Here is a 17,268-nt window from a genome sequence, read left to right on the forward strand (position 1 = left end):
ATGGTGGCGCCCCACGGCCTATTTAAGCATCGGCCAAAGCGTCGCCGCCAGCAGCACGCCCATGGCGATGTTGAACCATTTCAGCCGCACCGGGTCCGACAGGAAACCGCGCAGTGCGGTGCCGAACCCTGCCCATACCGAGACGCTCGGCAAATTGACGATGGTGAAAGCCACGGCGATCAACACCACCGACAGGAACGGGTGCTCGGCATTGGCATAGACGGCCATGGCGGTGATCGCCATCACCCACGCCTTGGGATTGACCCACTGGAATGCGGCCGCCTCGATGAAGCGCATGGGCCGCGCGTTCGTCTCGCCCTTGCCGGTCAGCGTGCGCGACATGGCGATCTTCCACGCAAGATAGAGCAGGTAGGCACCGCCTGCGATCTTCAATCCGGTGTGCAGCGCCGGAAACGCCGTCAACACAGCGCCGAGGCCAAGACCGACGGCAAGCAGCAGCACGAGGAAACCCATGCTGATGCCCAGCATGTGCGGAACGGTTCTGACGAGGCCGAAATTCACGCCCGATGCCAGAAGCATGAGATTGTTCGGCCCCGGCGTGATCGAGGTCACGAAGGCGTAGACAAGCAGGGCAAGGAATGCGTCGAGCGACATGGATATCCTCCCTGACAAGTCAGCACCGGAAGCCTCACTATGGAAGCTGGCTGGCGCGTTCGGCGCCAGCCTCGCCGAAGTCCTACATCGCCTGCGGGCCGCGGTTCAACGCCGCCACGCCGGTGCGGCAGATTTCAACCAGGCCGAGCGGTTTCATGATGGCGATGAACTGGTCGATCTTGGAGCCCTTGCCGGTGATCTCGAAGATGAAATGCTCGGTGTTGGCGTCGATGACGCTGGCGCGGAACGCATCGGCCAGCCGCAACGCCTCGACCCGGGCCTCGCCGGTGCCGGCGACCTTGACCAGCGCCAGTTCGCGCTCCAGCGGCCGCTCCTGGCCGGATTCATGCGAACGCACGGTCAGGTCGACGACGCGGTGAACCGGCACGATGCGCTCGAGCTGGTGCTTGATCTGCTCCAGCACATGCGGCGTGCCGCGCGTCACGATGGTTATGCGCGACAAATGCTTCTCATGCTCGGTCTCGGAGACAGTCAGGCTCTCGATGTTGTAGCCACGCCCGGAAAACAGGCCGATGACCCTGGCAAGCACGCCCGGCTCATTGTCGACCAGCACGGAAAGCGTGTGGTTTTCCGGCTTTTCCGTCTCCTTGGCGATGAAATAGGCGGAGCCGGTCGGTTGTAGCTGTGCGTTCATGACATGAATCTCGATTTCAAGCTCTTGAGCTAATTCTCTGTTTGCGCAGGGCTTCTCGCGACAGCCCTGCCTTGGTTCTGCCGGCTACACCAGTTCCCTGCCCTTGGCGTCGATGGCGTTGGCCACCGCCTCGTCGGTCGCCTCGTCGGGCAAGAGCATCTCATTGTGCGCCTTGCCCGATGGGATCATCGGGAAGCAGTTGGCGAGCGTCGCCACGCGGCAGTCGAACAGCACCGGCTTCCTGACCGAGATCATCTCCTTGATCGCGTCGTCCAGTTCGTCCGGCTTCTCGCAGCGAATGCCGTGTCCGCCATAGGCCTCGGCCAGCTTGACGAAGTCAGGCATCGCTTCGGTGTAGGAATGCGACAGCCGGTTGCCGTGCAGCAGCTGCTGCCACTGCCGCACCATGCCCATATACTGGTTGTTCAGGATGAAGATCTTGATCGGCGCATCGTGCTGCACGGCAGCGCTCATCTCCTGCATCGTCATCTGCACGGAGGCGTCGCCGGCGATGTCGATGACCAGCGCGTCGGGATGCGCGATCTGCACGCCGAGCGCCGCCGGCAGGCCGTAACCCATCGTGCCCAGCCCGCCTGACGTCATCCAGCGGTTCGGCTTCTCGAAATGATAGTGCTGCGCCGCCCACATCTGGTGCTGGCCGACCTCGGTGGTGATGTAGGTGTCCAGCCCCTTGGTCAGTTCGTAGAGCCGCTCGATCGCGTATTGCGGCATGATCACGTCGTTGTTCATCTTGTAGGCGAGCGAGTCGCGCGCACGCCATTTGGCGATCTGCTCCCACCACGGGTAGAGCGCCTTCTTGTCGGCCTTGGCGCTCGCGCGCCACAGCCGCACCATATCCTCCAGCACCCGGCCGACATCGCCGATGATCGGCACCTCGGTGTGAACGTTCTTGTTGATCGACGATGGATCGATGTCGATGTGGATCTTCTTCGAATTCGGCGAGAACGCGGTCAGCCGACCGGTGATGCGGTCGTCGAAACGCGCGCCGATGCAGATCATCACGTCGCAGTCATGCATGGCCATGTTGGCTTCATAGGTGCCGTGCATGCCGAGCATGCCCATCCAGTTCTTGCCCGATGCCGGATAGGCACCGAGGCCCATCAGCGTCGAGGTAATCGGGAAACCGGTAAGATCGACCAGTTCGCGCAGCAGATGGCTCGCTTCCGGGCCGGAATTGATGACGCCGCCGCCGCTATAGATGATCGGCTTCTTGGCGCTGGCCATCAGCTCGACCGCCGCCTTGACCTTTTCCAGGTCGCCCTGGACCTTGGGCTGGTAGCTGGTGCGCGGCGCGATCTGCGGCGGGACGTAGAATCCCCTGGCGAACTGCACGTCCTTCGGAATATCGACGACGACCGGACCCGGACGGCCGGTGGTCGCGACATGGAAAGCCTCGTGGATGGTGGCGGCGAGTTCGTTGACGTCCTTCACCAGCCAATTGTGCTTGGTGCAGGGGCGCGTGATGCCGACCGTATCGCATTCCTGAAAAGCGTCGGAGCCGATCAGCGAGGTCGGCACCTGCCCCGTCAGGCAGACCAGCGGGATCGAATCCATCAGCGCGTCCTGCAGCGGCGTCACCGCATTGGTGGCGCCGGGGCCGGAGGTCACCAGCATGACGCCGGCCTTGCCGGTCGAACGCGCATAGCCTTCGGCCGCATGGCCGGCGCCCTGCTCGTGGCGCACCAGTATGTGCTCGACATCGTCCTGCTGGAAGATCTCGTCATAGATCGGAAGGACAGCGCCGCCGGGATAGCCGAAGACATGCTTGACGCCATTGTCCTTCAGCGCCTGCACCACCATTTCGGCACCTGTCATCTCGCGCCGCTCGTTCTGTCCGTTGCTCATCGGTCTGGTCCCGTACTGTCGCCATTGGGCGTTTGCTGGTCGTTTAGTCGTGTTTCAGGCAATAAAAAAGGCCCCCGAGGGAGCCTGTGTCTTGCGCATGGGGGGGTTTCGCCCGGCGGTTACACCGCCTTGCCCACGCGCTTTCCTACGAGAATGAGTGCCGTTTTCATGGTGGCGGACACTAAGGGCGGGAAAGGCGGCCTGTCAACGGGAAAAATCGCGCCGGCGCGCGCAGCGTGCCGACGCGACTGCGGTGTCAGCCCGGCGCCTTGCAGCGGGAAACGCGCGGATCGCATTTGGACGCCTTCCTGGCCTGCATCTTCGCTGGCGGATGGTGGGGTGCCACCCTTGCCGGGGCATGGTGCTGGGGCATGCGCATTGCCAACGCTTGCTGATGCGGCTTTTGTTGCCCGGCTCCGCGTGCAAGACGCTGCCCCGAAACCGGCTTGGGCGAAACCGGCTTGCGCGAAACCAATTTGGGCGAACCCCGGTTGAGCGACGATTTGACAACGATGCGTCCGTCGCCCGCGGTCCTGTCGGCATGCAGCTTAAGCGCATCGGCCTTCGCGCCGTTGCCGGCGGCCATCCGCTTGCTCACCGGCTTCACGACCACCGGATTGCTGGCAGTCACCGCGCCGGGGGAAATGGCCTTGTTGCCGGTCGCAGTCTTGGGACCCGCCAGGATTTGCCCGTTCCCCTTTGTATTGCCGGCAAGCCTCTTGATCTCGGCGCCCCTGGAAACATCGAGCCGTGCACGGGCAAACACGCCTTTGCGAGGCGGAACCAGTTTTGCCGCCTTGATCGATTCGATGACGGGCTTCGGGAGTTGCTGCAGCCGGGGTCCGGCATTGATTGCAACGACCTGATTGCCAAGTCGCACGCGCGGCGCATTGTTGACCACGACCGTCTGGTTGATGATCGTCGTGTTGCGCATGATGACGACGTTCTCCTGCACCGGCCGCACCACCCTGACCAGATCGACCGCGCCGATCGCCGCCACAGGCACGAAACACCACCAGGCGTCGTCGAAGGCGACACCGACGTCGGGCGGCGCTGGAGCCCAGCCGACATCATTGCCGCCCTGACGCCACACCACCCAGGCTGGCGCCCATTGATCGCCGGCGATCCACACCCAGCCGAAATCGGGATCGTAGGCCCAGCGGCCATAGTGATAGACGACATCGCCGAATGGCTCGGTGGACTGCCAGTACCAGCCATCGTCGGTCCAGACCCACCTGCCTTCGGTGTAGGGCCGCCATTCGGTACGGACCGAGGGAACCCAGACATCGCCGAAGCGGCTGGAGGTTCGCCATCCGCCATAGTTCGAAAGCCTTTCGCGGACGGTGACGGCAATTTCCGCCGCATGCGCCTGCGTTCCGGGCAGCACCAGCGGGCCGGTCAGGGTCGCGCTCAAGGCCATGACCGCGGCCATTGCTGCTGCGCGTCCACGCCGGCCAAGGGAGCGACATGAAGACGCTTGGATAAAAGGTATGATGATCATAACGGGCTCCAGAGTTCCGCATCCAGAAAATCCCGGGAACCGCCCTGTTGCCCGCCACCGCTTCCCGGCTTCTCACCGATCGGTTGTCATCGGCCCCGGTGACCGCATTGCGGCATTTGACCATCAATTTTGCGCGACCGGCGCGGCATTCACAAATGGAACGTTCGTTTCCGGCGCCGGAGCGATTCCGAAACCGCCTGGCGATCTCATTTCTAGGATAGACCATTGAAATCGCTGGAAACTATGGTGGGGCGTGACGAGGGCCGCCATCTCTGACGATACTTGATCGTCCGGCGGCAAGCCCGGCGGAGCCACCACCATGACGATCTGGATTTCACGGGAGGAAACCTGATGCTCGACAAGCCCTCTAGCAAGAACACGGCCCCTAGCAAGAAACTGTCCGACCTGCTCGATCAATTCGGCGCCGCGCTTGCTGCCAATGACATCGAGAAGGCGGTCGATTGCTTTCAAGATGATTGCTACTGGCGCGACCTCGTTACCTTCACTTGGAACATCAAGACCATGGAAGGCCGCGACCAGGTCTGCGACATGCTGAAAAGCCAATTGTCGAACACCAGGCCGTCGCACTTCGCCATCGCCAAGGGCGAGGACGCGACCGAGAGCGGCGAACTGATCGAGGGCTGGATCAGCTTCGAGACGGAGGTGGCACGCGGCTTCGGCCATGTCAGGCTGAAGGACGGCAAGATCTGGACGCTGCTGACCACCATGGCCGAACTGAAAGGCCACGAGGAGCCGGCAGGCTTTGCGCGGCCGATGGGCGCCAGGCACGGCTCGGGCAAGAACCGTCCGACATGGAAGGAAGAACGCGAGAGGGAAGCCGCCGAGCTCGGCTTCAAGACCCAGCCCTATACGGTCATCATCGGCGGCGGCCAGGGCGGCATCGCGCTCGGCGCGCGGCTGCGGCAGCTTGGCGTGCCGACGATCATCATCGAGAAAAACGAGCGGGCCGGCGACAGCTGGCGCAAGCGCTACAAGTCGCTCTGCCTGCATGACCCGGTCTGGTACGACCATCTGCCCTACATCGATTTCCCCAAGAACTGGCCGGTCTTCTCGCCCAAGGACAAGATCGGCGACTGGCTGGAAATGTACACCAAGGTGATGGAGCTGAATTACTGGTCCTCGACCGAGGCCAAAAGCGCCTCCTATGACGACAAGACCAAGGAATGGACGGTTGTCGTCCACCGCGACGGCAGGGACATTACGCTGAAGCCCAAGCAGCTGGTGCTGGCGACCGGACAGTCCGGCAAGGCCAATCTGCCGAAATTCAAGGGCATGGAAACCTTCAAGGGTGACCAGCACCACTCGTCGAAGCATCCGGGTCCCGACGCCTATGCCGGCAAAAAGGCCGTTGTCATCGGATCCAACAATTCCGCCCATGACATCGCTGCCGCACTTTGGGAAGCTGGTGCCGACGTGACCATGGTGCAGCGCTCGAGTACCCATATCTCCAGGTCCGACACGTTGATGGAAATCGGACTGGGTTCGCTCTATTCGGAGCAGGCGCTGCAGAATGGCATCACCACCGCCAAGGCCGATCTCATCTTCGCTTCGCTGCCTTACAAGATCCTGCACGAGTTCCAGATCCCGGCCTATGCCGAGATGAAGAAACGCGATGCGGCGTTCTACAAGGGACTGGAAAAGGCCGGTTTCATGCTCGACTGGGGCGACGACGAGTCCGGCCTGTTCATGAAGTACCTAAGGCGCGGCTCTGGCTATTACATCGATGTTGGCGCCTCGCAGCTGGTTATCGATGGTTCGATCAAGCTGAAGAGCGGCGTCGACGTCGAAGAGATCAAGCAGCACTCGGTTCTGCTCAGCGACGGGTCGGAACTGCCTGCGGACCTCATCGTCTACGCCACCGGCTATGGCTCGATGAACGGCTGGGCCGCCGATCTGATATCGCGCGAGACCGCGGACAAGGTCGGCAAATGCTGGGGCCTCGGCTCGAACACCACCAAGGATCCCGGCCCCTGGGAAGGTGAGCTGCGCAACATGTGGAAGCCGACGCAACAGGAGGCGCTGTGGTTCCACGGCGGCAATCTGCACCAATCACGACACTATTCGCAGTTCCTGGCGCTGCAGTTGAAAGCCAGACAGGCCGGCTTGGCGACGCCGGTCTACGGCCTGCAGCAGGTGCACCACAAGGGATAGGCAAGCGCCATTCCGGCGAAGCCGGAAGAAATGAAGGAGGCACGGCTCGCACCCTGCCTCCTTCCCTGAGGCAATTACGCGGGCTTACCCGCGGCGAACTGTGTCACCACCCGCTGCAGCAGCGGCACGTAATCGCGAAACGCCCGTGTCTTCATGTTGGCGATCTTGCCGCTCTCGTCCCAGATGCGGACCCGGACCGCTTCCTCGTGGAACGGGTTCTTGCGGAACTCGGCCACTTCATCGGCGCTCATCGGCCCGCCCTGCAGCGACAGCGTGTGCACCGAGGCCTGCGACAGCCTGCCGAAATAGGTCGGGTCGGTGGCGCAGAGATAGCGCTTGGCCGCGACATGCAGCCTGACGCATTCGACGATGACCGGCGGAAAGAACGGCGCCAGCACCTCGCCACCGGCCTCGTCATGATGCTTGTCCTCGACATCCTCGGGCGAATAGGTGCCGAACTCGCTGGTGTAGTGGCCGATGTCGTGCAGCAGCGCCGCCGCCACCAGCTCGTCCGGCGCGCCGTCCTGCTCGGCGAACCAGGCGCCCTGCAGCATGTGCTCCGACATGGTGACGGGTTCGCCGAGATAGGATTCGGCACCCCGGCGCTCGAAGATGTCGGCGATGAACTCGACGATGGTGTCCGCGTTCAAATCCTGGCCGCTCATTCCGCCGCCTCCTTGAATCCGTGCTCGATTGCAGCCAGCGTCGACAGCAGGCCGTCCTTGTCGGCGTAACAGCCCTGCAGCCAGCGCTTACCGGTCCCGGAAAACGCCTTGCGGGCATGCATGACGCGGGTGTTGTCGACGATGAACGCCTGCCCCGCTTCGAGCTTGAACGTCACCTCGAAGGATGGATCCTCGATCAGTTCCGCAAACCGGCGATAGGCGGCGTAGTACGCTTCCATATCGCTGAACGGCACGTCGACCGTCGGCGCCAGGGAGCGGTTGTTGAAGCGGATGCAAATCAGCTCGCCATCGGGCCCGAGCTCGATCATCGGCCGCTTCGCCTGCAGCCGCACGCCGGAAGAGCCGGCATATTCGAAGCGCGCCGGGCATGAGCTCAGCAGCCGGAAGCCTTCCGGGTTCTCAGCCTGCAGCGCAGCCGCGACGGCAAACCCATCGACGACACTGGACTCGCCGCCCTCAACCGTATTCTCGATGCAGGACAGGATCTGCAGCGTCGGCACAGGGTCGCGATAGGGGTTGTCGGTGTGTGCCTGGAGGCCGAGATTCGTGTAGGCGAGATTGTTCGGATTGACCTCGGCGCGCACTTCGAACCAGCGCCCGTAATTGGTCTCCCTGATGTAGCCGAACAGATCGGATACTTTGCACAGCGCCCCGGATTCGGTCGGCAGATCGTCCATCACCGCGAAGCCATAGGTTTTCACCGCCGACAGCCATTGCCCCAGCACAGCACGATCGCGGCTGGCCGCAACATAGCCGGCGCGCGGTACCGAATTCTGCATCGAGGCCTTGGTCCATCGCACGGTGGCCTCGCCTGTCCAGCCCGGCTGGCGGCCTGCGTCACGATCATAGGCATTGGCGCTCAGCCATGCCGCGGGAAAGCTGACCGTCTTCTGCTCGGGCACGAAGCTGACTTCCAGGGCGCCGCCTTTGATCGACGCGGCGCCGATCCTGGTGTTGGCGGGAATGTCGAGAATGGTGATGAGCCGTTGACCATTGCCGGCGCTGCGCGTCTTGTCGTCCAGCGCATTGTCGCGCAGCCACATGGCATGAAAACGGCTGCGCGACCCGTCCTGCCAGCCAAGGTCGATTGTTCTGCCTTCGTCGCCGATCAGCGCGTGGGTGAGCATGGAGATCCGTTCCTGTTCATTGCGTCCCCCGCAGCCTGATCCGCAGGGTTTCGATTGCATGTTGATCGCGCGACAGGCATAACTCAAATTATCATTTTTTAGCCAATGACCGCAGAATACTAATGGCTCGTACAAATACACCCGTGCCGCCTCTGGACTGGCTGCGCAGTTTCGAGGCGGCGGCGCGGCTGTCGAATTTCACCGCGGCGGCAGCCGAGCTCGGTCTCACCCAGGCAGCCGTCAGCCAGCACATCCGGTTTCTCGAGGAGCGGCTCAAGACACGTTTGTTTTCGCGGCTGGCGCGGGGCGTTGCACTGTCGCCGGAGGGGGCAGCCTACCTGCCTCACATCCAGTCGGCCTTCGCCACCATCGGCAACAGCACCGCGGAACTGTTCGAGCCGCGTGCCGTCCAGACCGTGACCATCCGGGCGCCGATCTCCTTTGCCTTGCTGATGCTGGTTCCGGCGCTGCCCGATCTGGCAAGGGCATTGCCGCGCATCCAGCTCGATCTGGTGACGATCCATCGCCCTGCTGACTACGATCTGCCGGGCTCGGTGCTCGACATCCGCTTCGGCAACGGATCGTTCCCCGGACGCGAAGCCGACAGGCTGACCGCCGAGCGGCTCGTGCCGGTGGCCGCACCTGCGCTCGCCGGCGACGACGACTGGCCTTCCCTGCCGCTGCTTCTGGTCGCCGGCGCGCGCGAGATGTGGGCGGAATGGTTCGCCGCCGCTGGACTGGCTGGCCATCCCAGACGATCGCACCGCTTCGACAGTTTCGTCACCGCCATGGAGGCGGCGAGCGCCGGCGCCGGCGTGCTTTTGGGCTCGCGGCCGCTGGTCGATGCGGCGCTCGACAGCAAGACGCTGGTCAGGCTTTCCGACTATGAACTTTCCAGCACATCGGGGCATTTCCTGACCAAGGCGTCGACAGCACGCCTGACCGCAGCCGAACAGGATTTCCGCCAGTGGCTGCTCCTGCGCCTCTCCGCGCCGGCATGACTGGTTATGAGATTGGCCCGATCCGCTTCCAGTAGATCAACGTGCCGGTCAGCCCGCCATGCGGCTTCAGAGCATAGTCCGGTATCTCACCGGCCAGCGTGAAGCCCAACCGCTCATAGAGGCCTGAGGCGCCCTCCTCGGTCGCCGTGTCCAGAACCAGCAGCGTGCCGGCCCTTCTCCACGGCGAGGCTCTCGGCGGCTCGCATCAGGCGCGTTCCCACACCCCTGCCCCGGTAATCGGCTGATGTCATCAGCTTGGCGATCTCGGCCCGGTGCGGCTGGTTGGGCGGACAATCGAGCAGCAAGGTCACTGTGCCGACCAGGTTTTTGCCGTCCCAGGCGCCAAGCACCGCTCTTTCGCCCCTTGCCGCCGCGGCCAGCGATTTCTCCCAGAACGTCCTCGCCGCCTGCGTCGCCAACGGATGCATGAAGCTGACCGAACCGCCGGCCGCCACCGTTGCGACCAGCAATTCGGTCAGCATGTCCTGCGTCTCGGCAGCCGGGTTCAGGGTTGCGATCTCGATCGAGTTCATGTGCAGGATATCCTGTGATTGCAATAGAAGCGGGCGCATTGCTGTCAGTCCAGACGGTGCGCGCGGCGTCGCTTTCGCGCCGCCTTGATGGCGCTGATGCGGTCGGCGTCTTCGTGCCCGAGATGCCGCCCGCGCTCGAGTATCTCGAGCGTGTACTCCTCATAGGTCAGGCCAAGCCGCTCGGCTCTGTCCATGCGCAGCAGCATCACCTCGTGGCTCGGCGCCTTCCACGCCTTGGCATGGGCGGCCTGCCAGGCAAGAAAGATGTAGGGATCGCCCTTGCCCCATGGCGGGCCCTTGTACTCATCGAGAGGCGGCCCCCCATTGTGGGAGCGCTTTGGTCTTCTTGCCATTGTGTCAGCCCCTGACCAGCGCGACGAGATAGTCGGCGCCGGGCTCGAGGGCATGGAAGGTGCAGTCCGACGGCGCCCCGAGCGCCAGGCAGTCGCCTGATACAAGCTTGTGCACTGTCTCACCTTCGATGAATTCGAGCCGCCCGGAAATCAGCCATATCTGCTGCTTGATGAAGGCGTATGAAGCGGCCGGAAAACTGACCTTGGCGCCCGCCGGCAGATGCACCTTGATCAGTTCCAGCGGCATATCGCCAGCCGGCGAAAGATGCCGCCTGACATAGCCGGTGTCGGGATCGCGCCACACCGGCTGGTCGGCTTCGCGCAATATCCCGCCGCCCTGCAATTCCGCGCGCGCGATCAAGGTCGACAGCGTCATGCCGAAGGCCGACGCGATGCGCACCAGAAGCGCCGCCGTCGGGCTGGTCTTGCCCCGCTCGATCGTGCTGAGCATCGCCTTCGAGACGCCGGAATGCTCCGCGAGTTCGGCCAGGGACCAGTCGCGCACGGTCCTTTCGGCGTGTATCCTGCGGCCGATCGTCGAGGAAATGTCGTTCGCTATATCATCCATATGTCTATTATAGCGAAAAATAGACGCCGGAGAAGAGCCGCCTGGCGACAATTTTCACGAGCCCTTTAATGCTCTCTACACCATCCGACATCATCGGGCCTTAACCCCATTCGGGTAGGATCGATGCTCCAGGGAAATGGGGATTGGCCTGTCCATGTATGTCGAACGCGAAGCCTCCGTTGGAGAACCGACATCGCAGGAGCGCCGCGACGCAGAGCAGAACGACAAGCGCATCCTCGGCAATGTCGTGCAATGCGATGGCGCACGCGCCACCATCAGCGCCTACGCGAACGACGCCGACGGCGCGGTGACCGGCCTGTGGACGGTCGGCAAGATGATTTCCATCAATCTCGGATCGACGCGAACCGTCGGCCTGGTCTACGCAATCGGCAAGTCGGACCGCGCCTGGAGCAATGAGGGTCAGAACGCCATCGAGGTCAGCATCGAGCTGATCGGCGAAGTCCGTGACGGAGCAGAGCCCGGCGCCAAACCGGTCTTCGATCGCGGCATCACCACCTATCCGCATATCGGCGCCGTTGCGCATCGGATCCGCACCCGCGACCTGCAGGCGGTCTATGACCTCGCCGGGCGTCATTCGATCACGATCGGCACGCTCGCGCAGGACGAGACGATCGCCGCCAACATCGCCATCGACGATACGTTGGCGCGTCACTTCGCCATTGTCGGCACGACCGGCGTCGGCAAATCCACCGCCGTCTCGCTGCTGCTGCGCAAGTCGATAGCGGCACGGCCGGATCTGCGCATCCTGATCCTCGATCCGCACAACGAGTTCGCTGCATCGCTGCCCGAATACTGCGTCAGGGTCGATTCCAAAACCTTGGATCTGCCGTTCTGGATGTTCAAGCTCGAGGAATTCGCCGAGGTGCTGTTCCGGGGCCGCGAGACCGAGCCGGAAGAAATCGACGCCTTGCGCGACCTTATCCCGGCCGCCAAGAATCTCTACCGCAACCCGAATTCGGGCTCCTATATCAGGCGCGGCAGCGATGCGTTGACCGCCGATACGCCGGTGCCTTACCGCATCGCCGACCTGCTCAAGCAGATCGATGAGCGCATGGGCATGCTCGAAAGCAAGACCGATCGTCCGACGCTCAAATCGCTGAAGACGCGCATCGAATCGGCGGCCGCCGATCCACGCTACCGCTTCATGTTCAACTCGCGCCTGATCGAGGACACCATCCACGAGACGATCGGCAACATCTTCCGCGTACCGCATCATGGCCGCCCGGTAACCTGCTTCGAGATGGCCGGCATGCCGTCGGAAGTGGTCAATTCGGTCTGCTCGGTGCTGGCGCGCCTGGCCTTCGACCTCGCTCTGTGGAGCGAGGGCAAGCTGCAGCTCCTGTTTTTGTGCGAAGAGGCGCACCGCTATATGCCGGCCGACCCGCGCCTCGGCTTCGCGCCGACAAGGCACGCGCTGTCGCGCATTGCCAAGGAAGGCCGCAAATATGGCTGCTATCTCGGTGTCGTCACCCAGCGCCCGGGCGAGCTCGACCCGACCATCCTTTCGCAATGCTCGACCTTCTTCGCCATGCGGCTTGCAAATGAGCAGGACCAGGCGATCATCCGCTCGGCGATTGCCGACTCTTCCGCCTCGACGCTTGCCTTCCTGTCCTCCATGGGCCAGCGCGAAGCCATCGCCTTCGGCGAAGGCGTGGCGACGACCATGCGGCTGAAGTTCGAAAAACTGCCGAGCGACCTGCTCCCCGGCACCGCAAAACGCGAAGAGGCCACGTCGAAGCCAGGCGACGATGTCGATCTGGTGGCGATCGTGGAACGACTGCGCAACGTGCCTAAATCAACGCAGCAGGCGATGGCCTTCGCCGAGGTCGTCGATTCAGGCCGCCAGGCCGGCGACCCCGACTACCGCAAGCCACCCGCCGCACGCGCGCCATCGGACGACGATTTCGACATGCGCTACGGCCTAAAGCCCGCAACCTTCGGCCTGCGCCCGCAAAACGATTAGGTCAGCAGCGCCAACTCCTCTGCCTTCTGACCGAGAAGCCGCGCCAAGCTTGCGCCCTTGCCCAGCCCGCTCGGATAAATCCCGTCAGGGAATTCGTCAGGCTGAGTCGGGTGGTGCTGTTTTCGAGAACCGAAGCGGAGCGGACGTTTGAGTCCGTGAGCACCGGAAGCGCAGAAAACGGCGCCAGACGGCCAGCCTCACGAATTCAGTGATGCGATTTCAGGCGCAGACGCGGTTGCGGCCTTGCCTCTTCGCTTCGTAAAGCTGGCGGTCGGCGCGGCGATAGAACTCTTCCGCTGTTTCCTTGCGGTCCCAGACGGCGAGCCCGACGCTGGTGGTGATCTTGAGGCGGACATTGCCTGACAGCACCGACATGTTGGCGATCGCCTTGCGGATGCGCTCGGCAAACTTGCCCAGAAGCTCGGCGTCCATGTTGGGCGTGACCACGGCGAACTCCTCGCCGCCCAATCGCGCCACCACATCGTGGTAGCGCGTCATGTCCTTGAGACAGTTCGCGACGGCCTTGAGCACTTCGTCGCCGACGTCATGGCCGTGGGTGTCGTTGACCTGCTTGAAATGGTCGAGATCGAGGATCATCAGCCCGACGGGCTTTTCGATACGCCGGAACTCCTCGAGATACTCCTTCAGCGCATCATCGAAATAGCGCCGGTTCTGCATGCCGGTCAGGCCGTCGGTCAGCGCCGCATGCTCGAATGTTTCCGAGCGCGCGCTGAGCGAGACCGTCATGGCGCGCAGTTTGCCTTCCTCCATCGCCTGTTTGCGGATCAGCGGATAGATGAAGAAGATGCCGAAGAACAGCGCGGTGGCCAGGAGCACGCCGGTCGCGAACAAGAGCTTGTTGAGATAGATGACCTTGTCCAGACCCGAAGCCGTATGCAACTCGTCGGCGAAGGATTGCAGAAGTCCGTAAGCATGCAGCGTCACCAGGCCGGCGGCCAGGATCACGAATATAAAGACGAAAAATGCTGATTCCGCCTTGTGGAAACGCATCTGCTCCCCGTTGGAAAAGTGCCCACTGATCTTATGGCATGGGCGGGCTTACGGAGGGTTAATCTGGACAACCACCACGGGAACGGTTCCTTGCAGGTAAACTTTTCAGGTTGTATCGGAAGCAAGCGCTGAGATCGTGGTTTCCAGATCATCACCGGGGCGCAATCTCAGCCATTCCGGCCCCAATTGATGCCTGAACCAAGTGGTTTGCCGCTTGGAATATTGCCTGGTCGCAATCTTGGCGCGTTCGATTGCCTCGGGGAAGCCAATCTCTCCGGCCATCGCTGCCTGCAGTTCGCGAACGCCGATCGCTTTCATCGCCGGCAATTCGGGATCGAGGCCAAGTGCTGCAAGCCGCTTGACCTCGTCCAGCGCGCCCTTGTCCAGCATCTGGTCGAAGCGTTTGTCGATGCGAGCGACCAACGCCGCCCGATCCGGCTCGATCACGAAGAAACGTGCGCTTTCCCTGTCGATGAGCGGCTGGCCGCGTTCTGCCTGCCATTCCAGGATCGAACGGCCAGACGCATCGAGAACCTCCAATGCCCGCACGATGCGCTGGCTGTCGGTTGGCTTGAGCATCATGGCGGCCGCCGAATCTTCGCGCAGCAGCAGGCTGTGCAGCTTGACGGCGCCCTGCTCCTTCAACTCATAGCGCCAGCGGTCGCGGACCCGCTGCGGAATGTCGGGCATTTCCGAAATGCCCTCGGCCAGCGCGCGAAAGTAGAGCCCGGTGCCGCCGACAAAAATCACTGGCCGTTCGGAGAATGTGCCGTCCTCGATCAGCTTCATCACGTCGCGCAGCCAGGCGCCGGTGGAATAGGCGGTGGCCGGGTGGACATGGCCATAAAGATAATGCGGTGCGCGGGCGAGGTCGGCCGCCTCCGGCCGGGCGGTCAGCACGTCGAGCACCGAATAACCCTGCATGGAATCCGTGTTGACGATCACGCCACCCCTGCGCTCGGCCAGATCGAGCGCAAGCGCCGACTTGCCGCTGGCGGTCGGCCCGGCTATCAGGATCGCGTTCTTCACGCGGCCCTCGCCCGCCTGCCCGCCGGAATGTTTCATGCCGCTGATCGCCACCCTTGTTGCCCGTCCCACTGAGCGCGCTTTGTCGCTGTCGCTTGCGAATATGGCCTCACGGTCGGTCGGCGCAAGCGCTGTTGTCTGGCTGGCCGAAGGTATTGCCTGCGATCTCGTCCTGCCTGAGGCAGCCGACGACGCCGTCACGAGTGCCGTCTTGCGCACGGCACTTGCCAGCGAGGCCGTCGACGTGATCGTCCAGCAGGCGGAAACCCGCCGCAAGAAAATCCTGATCGCCGACATGGATTCAACCATGATCGACCAGGAATGCATCGACGAGCTGGCCGACGAGATCGGCGTCAAGGATCATGTTGCGGCCATCACCGCGCGATCCATGAATGGTGAGATCGCCTTCGAACCGGCTTTGCGTGAACGGGTGGCGTTGCTCAAGGGCCTCGACGCCGCCGTGGTCGATCGCATCGTCGCCAATCGCCTGACGCTGGCAGCGGGCGGCCGTGTTCTGGTCCGGACCATGCGCGCCAACGGCGCCTGGACGGCACTCGTGTCTGGCGGGTTCGAGGTCTTCACGACGCGCATCGCCGCCATGCTCGGTTTCCAGGAGAACCGCGCCAATCGCCTGCTCGAGCAGGACGGCCGCTTCACCGGGCTGGTCGGCGAACCGATCCTCGGCCGCGCCGCCAAGGCCGACGCGCTGATCGAAATTTCAGCGCGCCTCGGCCTGACGCCCGCCGACGCCATCGCCGTCGGCGACGGCGCCAATGATCTCGACATGATCCGCCTGGCCGGTACCGGTGTCGCGCTCCACGCCAAACCGACGGTGGCGGCACAGGCCAAGGTCCGCATCGATCATGGCGACCTGACCGCGCTGCTTTATGTGCAAGGCTACAGGCAGGAGGAGTTTGTGCAATGAAACCAATGCGCACCGAGCGCCTGATCCTGCGCAACTGGGAGGATCGCGACCGCGACCTGTTCCACCGCATAAACTCCGACGACCGGGTGATGGAGTTCTTTCCGTTCCGCCGCGACCGCGCCGAGGCGGATGCCAAGATGGATCAGTTCCGCGCCGCCATCGATCGCGACGGCATTGGCTTTGCGGCCGCAGAAATCGCCGCATCGGGCGAATGTATCGGTTTTGTCGGTATAACCGGAACCGATCACATGGACTTCCTGCCAGCCAGCATGATCGAGATCGGCTGGCGATTGGCGCCTGAATTCTGGGGCAGAGGTTACGTCACCGAGGCGGCTCAGGCATGGCTTGCCTACGGCTTCGAAACACTCGGCCTTGACGAAATCGTCTCCTTCGCCGTCGCGGAAAACCGCCGCTCCACCGCCGTCATGGAGCGCCTCGGCATGAGAGCCGATCCATCGGCCGACTTCGATCATCCCGGCATTCCCGACAGCCATCCCGCGCTCAAGCGCCATGTATTCTACCGGCTGACTGCCCAGAACTGGCGAAAGAACCGTCGCTGATCAATGTCGATCAGGCGGAAGCTCATCGCCAGCTTGCGGAGGTCCGCCAGCAACCCGCTCAAGCATTTTTCCAAAATCGCCGGCGGACGCATCGCCCGCCCGACGACGCAGGAAATCCGCCGCCGTTTCCATTGCTCCAACCTTCTGCGCCACAGCCGAAGCGATCCACTGATTGAGCGACACGCCATCCGCCTTAGCCAAACGCGCGGCCGCCTCCTTTACCGACAGCGGGAGCTTCAAAGGATAAGTCGCTTTGCTCATGTTCGAAGTCCTTCCAGGAATTCAGCCGGGCTTACGACTTGGACGTCGAAACGGCCTGCCGCAGCCGCAAAATCCCGGCGATTGTAGGTCACCAAGGCATCTGCCCTGCCGTTGATCGCGGCTTCAAGCACCATTTCATCCTTCGGATCGCTCAATTGCGGGCGCCAGAGAAAGTGCAGTTCAACCGTTCTGCCAAGGTAGCAAAACCGGCAAGCAAACGATCCAGATCCGCATTCGACAATCCGTGAACCGCCATTTGCTCGGGTCGGGTCAACACGGTTTCATATTCAAGAAACAGCGCTGTCGTCACCAATGGGCGGATGTGCCGATCCGCGATTCGTTGCAAAACGGCAAACGACGCACCATTCCTGCTTCGCAAACCTGCCGTCAGAACGTTTGTGTCCAGTACGATCCGTCTCACAAG

The 17,268-nt window shown here is 62.9% G+C and carries 18 protein-coding genes and 1 pseudogene; 5 read left to right on the forward strand and 14 right to left on the reverse strand.

Annotated features, from left to right (window positions below):
* Nucleotides 1–18 precede the first annotated feature (18 nt).
* The 4 genes from AC0L3E_RS13465 to AC0L3E_RS13480 all read right to left on the reverse strand — a co-directional run bounded on the left by AC0L3E_RS13465 (nucleotide 19) and on the right by AC0L3E_RS13480 (nucleotide 4,568).
* Nucleotides 19–615 (reverse strand): LysE family translocator, encoded by a 597-nt coding sequence (locus tag AC0L3E_RS13465; RefSeq protein ID WP_127321268.1) that lies wholly within the window; start codon nucleotides 613–615, stop codon nucleotides 19–21.
* Between the two features lie 82 nt (nucleotides 616–697).
* Nucleotides 698–1,270: an acetolactate synthase small subunit gene (ilvN, locus tag AC0L3E_RS13470; RefSeq protein WP_023757090.1), complete on the reverse strand. Its 573-nt coding sequence runs from the start codon at nucleotides 1,268–1,270 to the stop codon at nucleotides 698–700.
* Nucleotides 1,271–1,354: 84 nt separating this feature from the next.
* A complete protein-coding gene (locus AC0L3E_RS13475) occupies nucleotides 1,355–3,136 on the reverse strand; it encodes an acetolactate synthase 3 large subunit (RefSeq protein ID WP_127328932.1) in 1,782 nt (593 codons plus the stop codon).
* A 256-nt stretch (nucleotides 3,137–3,392) separates the two neighbouring features.
* On the reverse strand, nucleotides 3,393–4,568 hold the full coding sequence (locus tag AC0L3E_RS13480; RefSeq protein ID WP_473604947.1) for a DUF6600 domain-containing protein: 1,176 nt from the start codon (nucleotides 4,566–4,568) through the stop codon (nucleotides 3,393–3,395).
* 420 nt (nucleotides 4,569–4,988) lie between these two features.
* On the opposite strand from AC0L3E_RS13480, the gene AC0L3E_RS13485 reads away from it, so the two are divergent.
* Nucleotides 4,989–6,809, forward strand: coding sequence for an NAD(P)-binding domain-containing protein (locus AC0L3E_RS13485; protein WP_473604948.1), 1,821 nt, complete (start codon nucleotides 4,989–4,991; stop codon nucleotides 6,807–6,809).
* 74 nt (nucleotides 6,810–6,883) lie between these two features.
* On the opposite strand, the gene tmpB is transcribed toward AC0L3E_RS13485, so the two are convergent.
* Complete coding sequence (gene tmpB / locus AC0L3E_RS13490) at nucleotides 6,884–7,474, reverse strand: (R)-1-hydroxy-2-trimethylaminoethylphosphonate oxygenase (RefSeq protein WP_127268622.1); 591 nt, start codon at nucleotides 7,472–7,474, stop codon at nucleotides 6,884–6,886.
* Complete coding sequence (tmpA, locus tag AC0L3E_RS13495) at nucleotides 7,471–8,622, reverse strand: 2-trimethylaminoethylphosphonate dioxygenase (protein ID WP_127268621.1); 1,152 nt, start codon at nucleotides 8,620–8,622, stop codon at nucleotides 7,471–7,473. The genes tmpB and tmpA overlap by 4 nt, the downstream gene beginning before the upstream one ends.
* Nucleotides 8,623–8,744: 122 nt before the next feature.
* Between tmpA and AC0L3E_RS13500 the strand changes: the two genes are divergently transcribed.
* Nucleotides 8,745–9,623, forward strand: a complete 879-nt coding sequence (locus AC0L3E_RS13500) for a LysR family transcriptional regulator (RefSeq protein WP_473604949.1) — start codon at nucleotides 8,745–8,747, stop codon at nucleotides 9,621–9,623.
* A 4-nt stretch (nucleotides 9,624–9,627) separates the two neighbouring features.
* On the opposite strand, the pseudogene AC0L3E_RS13505 reads toward AC0L3E_RS13500, so the two are convergent.
* From AC0L3E_RS13505 to AC0L3E_RS13515, 3 genes and pseudogenes are all read right to left on the reverse strand, one after another.
* Nucleotides 9,628–10,156 (reverse strand): annotated as a pseudogene (locus AC0L3E_RS13505) (GNAT family N-acetyltransferase).
* A 44-nt stretch (nucleotides 10,157–10,200) separates the two neighbouring features.
* Nucleotides 10,201–10,509 (reverse strand): hypothetical protein, encoded by a 309-nt coding sequence (locus AC0L3E_RS13510; RefSeq protein ID WP_127268618.1) that lies wholly within the window; start codon nucleotides 10,507–10,509, stop codon nucleotides 10,201–10,203.
* A 4-nt stretch (nucleotides 10,510–10,513) separates the two neighbouring features.
* Nucleotides 10,514–11,077 carry a helix-turn-helix domain-containing protein gene (locus AC0L3E_RS13515; protein WP_127272678.1) on the reverse strand — a complete coding sequence of 188 codons (564 nt, stop codon included), beginning with the start codon at nucleotides 11,075–11,077 and terminating at the stop codon, nucleotides 10,514–10,516.
* 154 nt (nucleotides 11,078–11,231) lie between these two features.
* Between AC0L3E_RS13515 and AC0L3E_RS13520 the strand changes: the two genes are divergently transcribed.
* The gene (locus AC0L3E_RS13520; protein WP_127328926.1) at nucleotides 11,232–13,061 is read left to right on the forward strand and encodes an ATP-binding protein; all 1,830 of its coding nucleotides are present in this window, start codon (nucleotides 11,232–11,234) and stop codon (nucleotides 13,059–13,061) included.
* 219 nt (nucleotides 13,062–13,280) lie between these two features.
* Here AC0L3E_RS13520 and AC0L3E_RS13525 read toward each other — a convergent pair whose 3' ends face one another.
* Nucleotides 13,281–14,072 (reverse strand): GGDEF domain-containing protein, encoded by a 792-nt coding sequence (locus tag AC0L3E_RS13525; RefSeq protein ID WP_127271965.1) that lies wholly within the window; start codon nucleotides 14,070–14,072, stop codon nucleotides 13,281–13,283.
* Between the two features lie 105 nt (nucleotides 14,073–14,177).
* On the reverse strand, nucleotides 14,178–15,137 hold the full coding sequence (miaA, locus tag AC0L3E_RS13530) for a tRNA (adenosine(37)-N6)-dimethylallyltransferase MiaA (RefSeq protein WP_473604950.1): 960 nt from the start codon (nucleotides 15,135–15,137) through the stop codon (nucleotides 14,178–14,180).
* On the opposite strand from miaA, the gene serB reads away from it, so the two are divergent.
* Both serB and AC0L3E_RS13540 read left to right on the forward strand, forming a co-directional pair.
* A complete protein-coding gene (gene serB, locus AC0L3E_RS13535) occupies nucleotides 15,136–16,023 on the forward strand; it encodes a phosphoserine phosphatase SerB (RefSeq protein ID WP_128307650.1) in 888 nt (295 codons plus the stop codon). The genes miaA and serB overlap by 2 nt on opposite strands.
* A complete protein-coding gene (locus AC0L3E_RS13540) occupies nucleotides 16,020–16,583 on the forward strand; it encodes a GNAT family N-acetyltransferase (protein ID WP_292562139.1) in 564 nt (187 codons plus the stop codon). Before serB ends, AC0L3E_RS13540 begins: the two co-directional genes overlap by 4 nt.
* Here the strand turns inward: AC0L3E_RS13540 and AC0L3E_RS13545 are convergent, their stop codons facing one another.
* The 3 genes from AC0L3E_RS13545 to AC0L3E_RS13555 are packed head-to-tail and all read right to left on the reverse strand — an operon-like array spanning nucleotide 16,584 to nucleotide 17,265.
* A complete protein-coding gene (locus AC0L3E_RS13545) occupies nucleotides 16,584–16,844 on the reverse strand; it encodes a pilus assembly protein HicB (RefSeq protein WP_127328922.1) in 261 nt (86 codons plus the stop codon). It abuts the gene before it with no gap.
* Nucleotides 16,841–16,999 carry a PIN domain-containing protein gene (locus AC0L3E_RS13550; RefSeq protein WP_281062044.1) on the reverse strand — a complete coding sequence of 53 codons (159 nt, stop codon included), beginning with the start codon at nucleotides 16,997–16,999 and terminating at the stop codon, nucleotides 16,841–16,843. The genes AC0L3E_RS13545 and AC0L3E_RS13550 overlap by 4 nt, the downstream gene beginning before the upstream one ends.
* Nucleotides 16,996–17,265, reverse strand: a complete 270-nt coding sequence (locus AC0L3E_RS13555) for a PIN domain-containing protein (protein WP_281062043.1) — start codon at nucleotides 17,263–17,265, stop codon at nucleotides 16,996–16,998. Before AC0L3E_RS13555 ends, AC0L3E_RS13550 begins: the two co-directional genes overlap by 4 nt.
* Nucleotides 17,266–17,268: the final 3 nt, after the last annotated feature.

The sequence above is a fragment of the Mesorhizobium sp. WSM4822 genome (assembly GCF_055811155.1).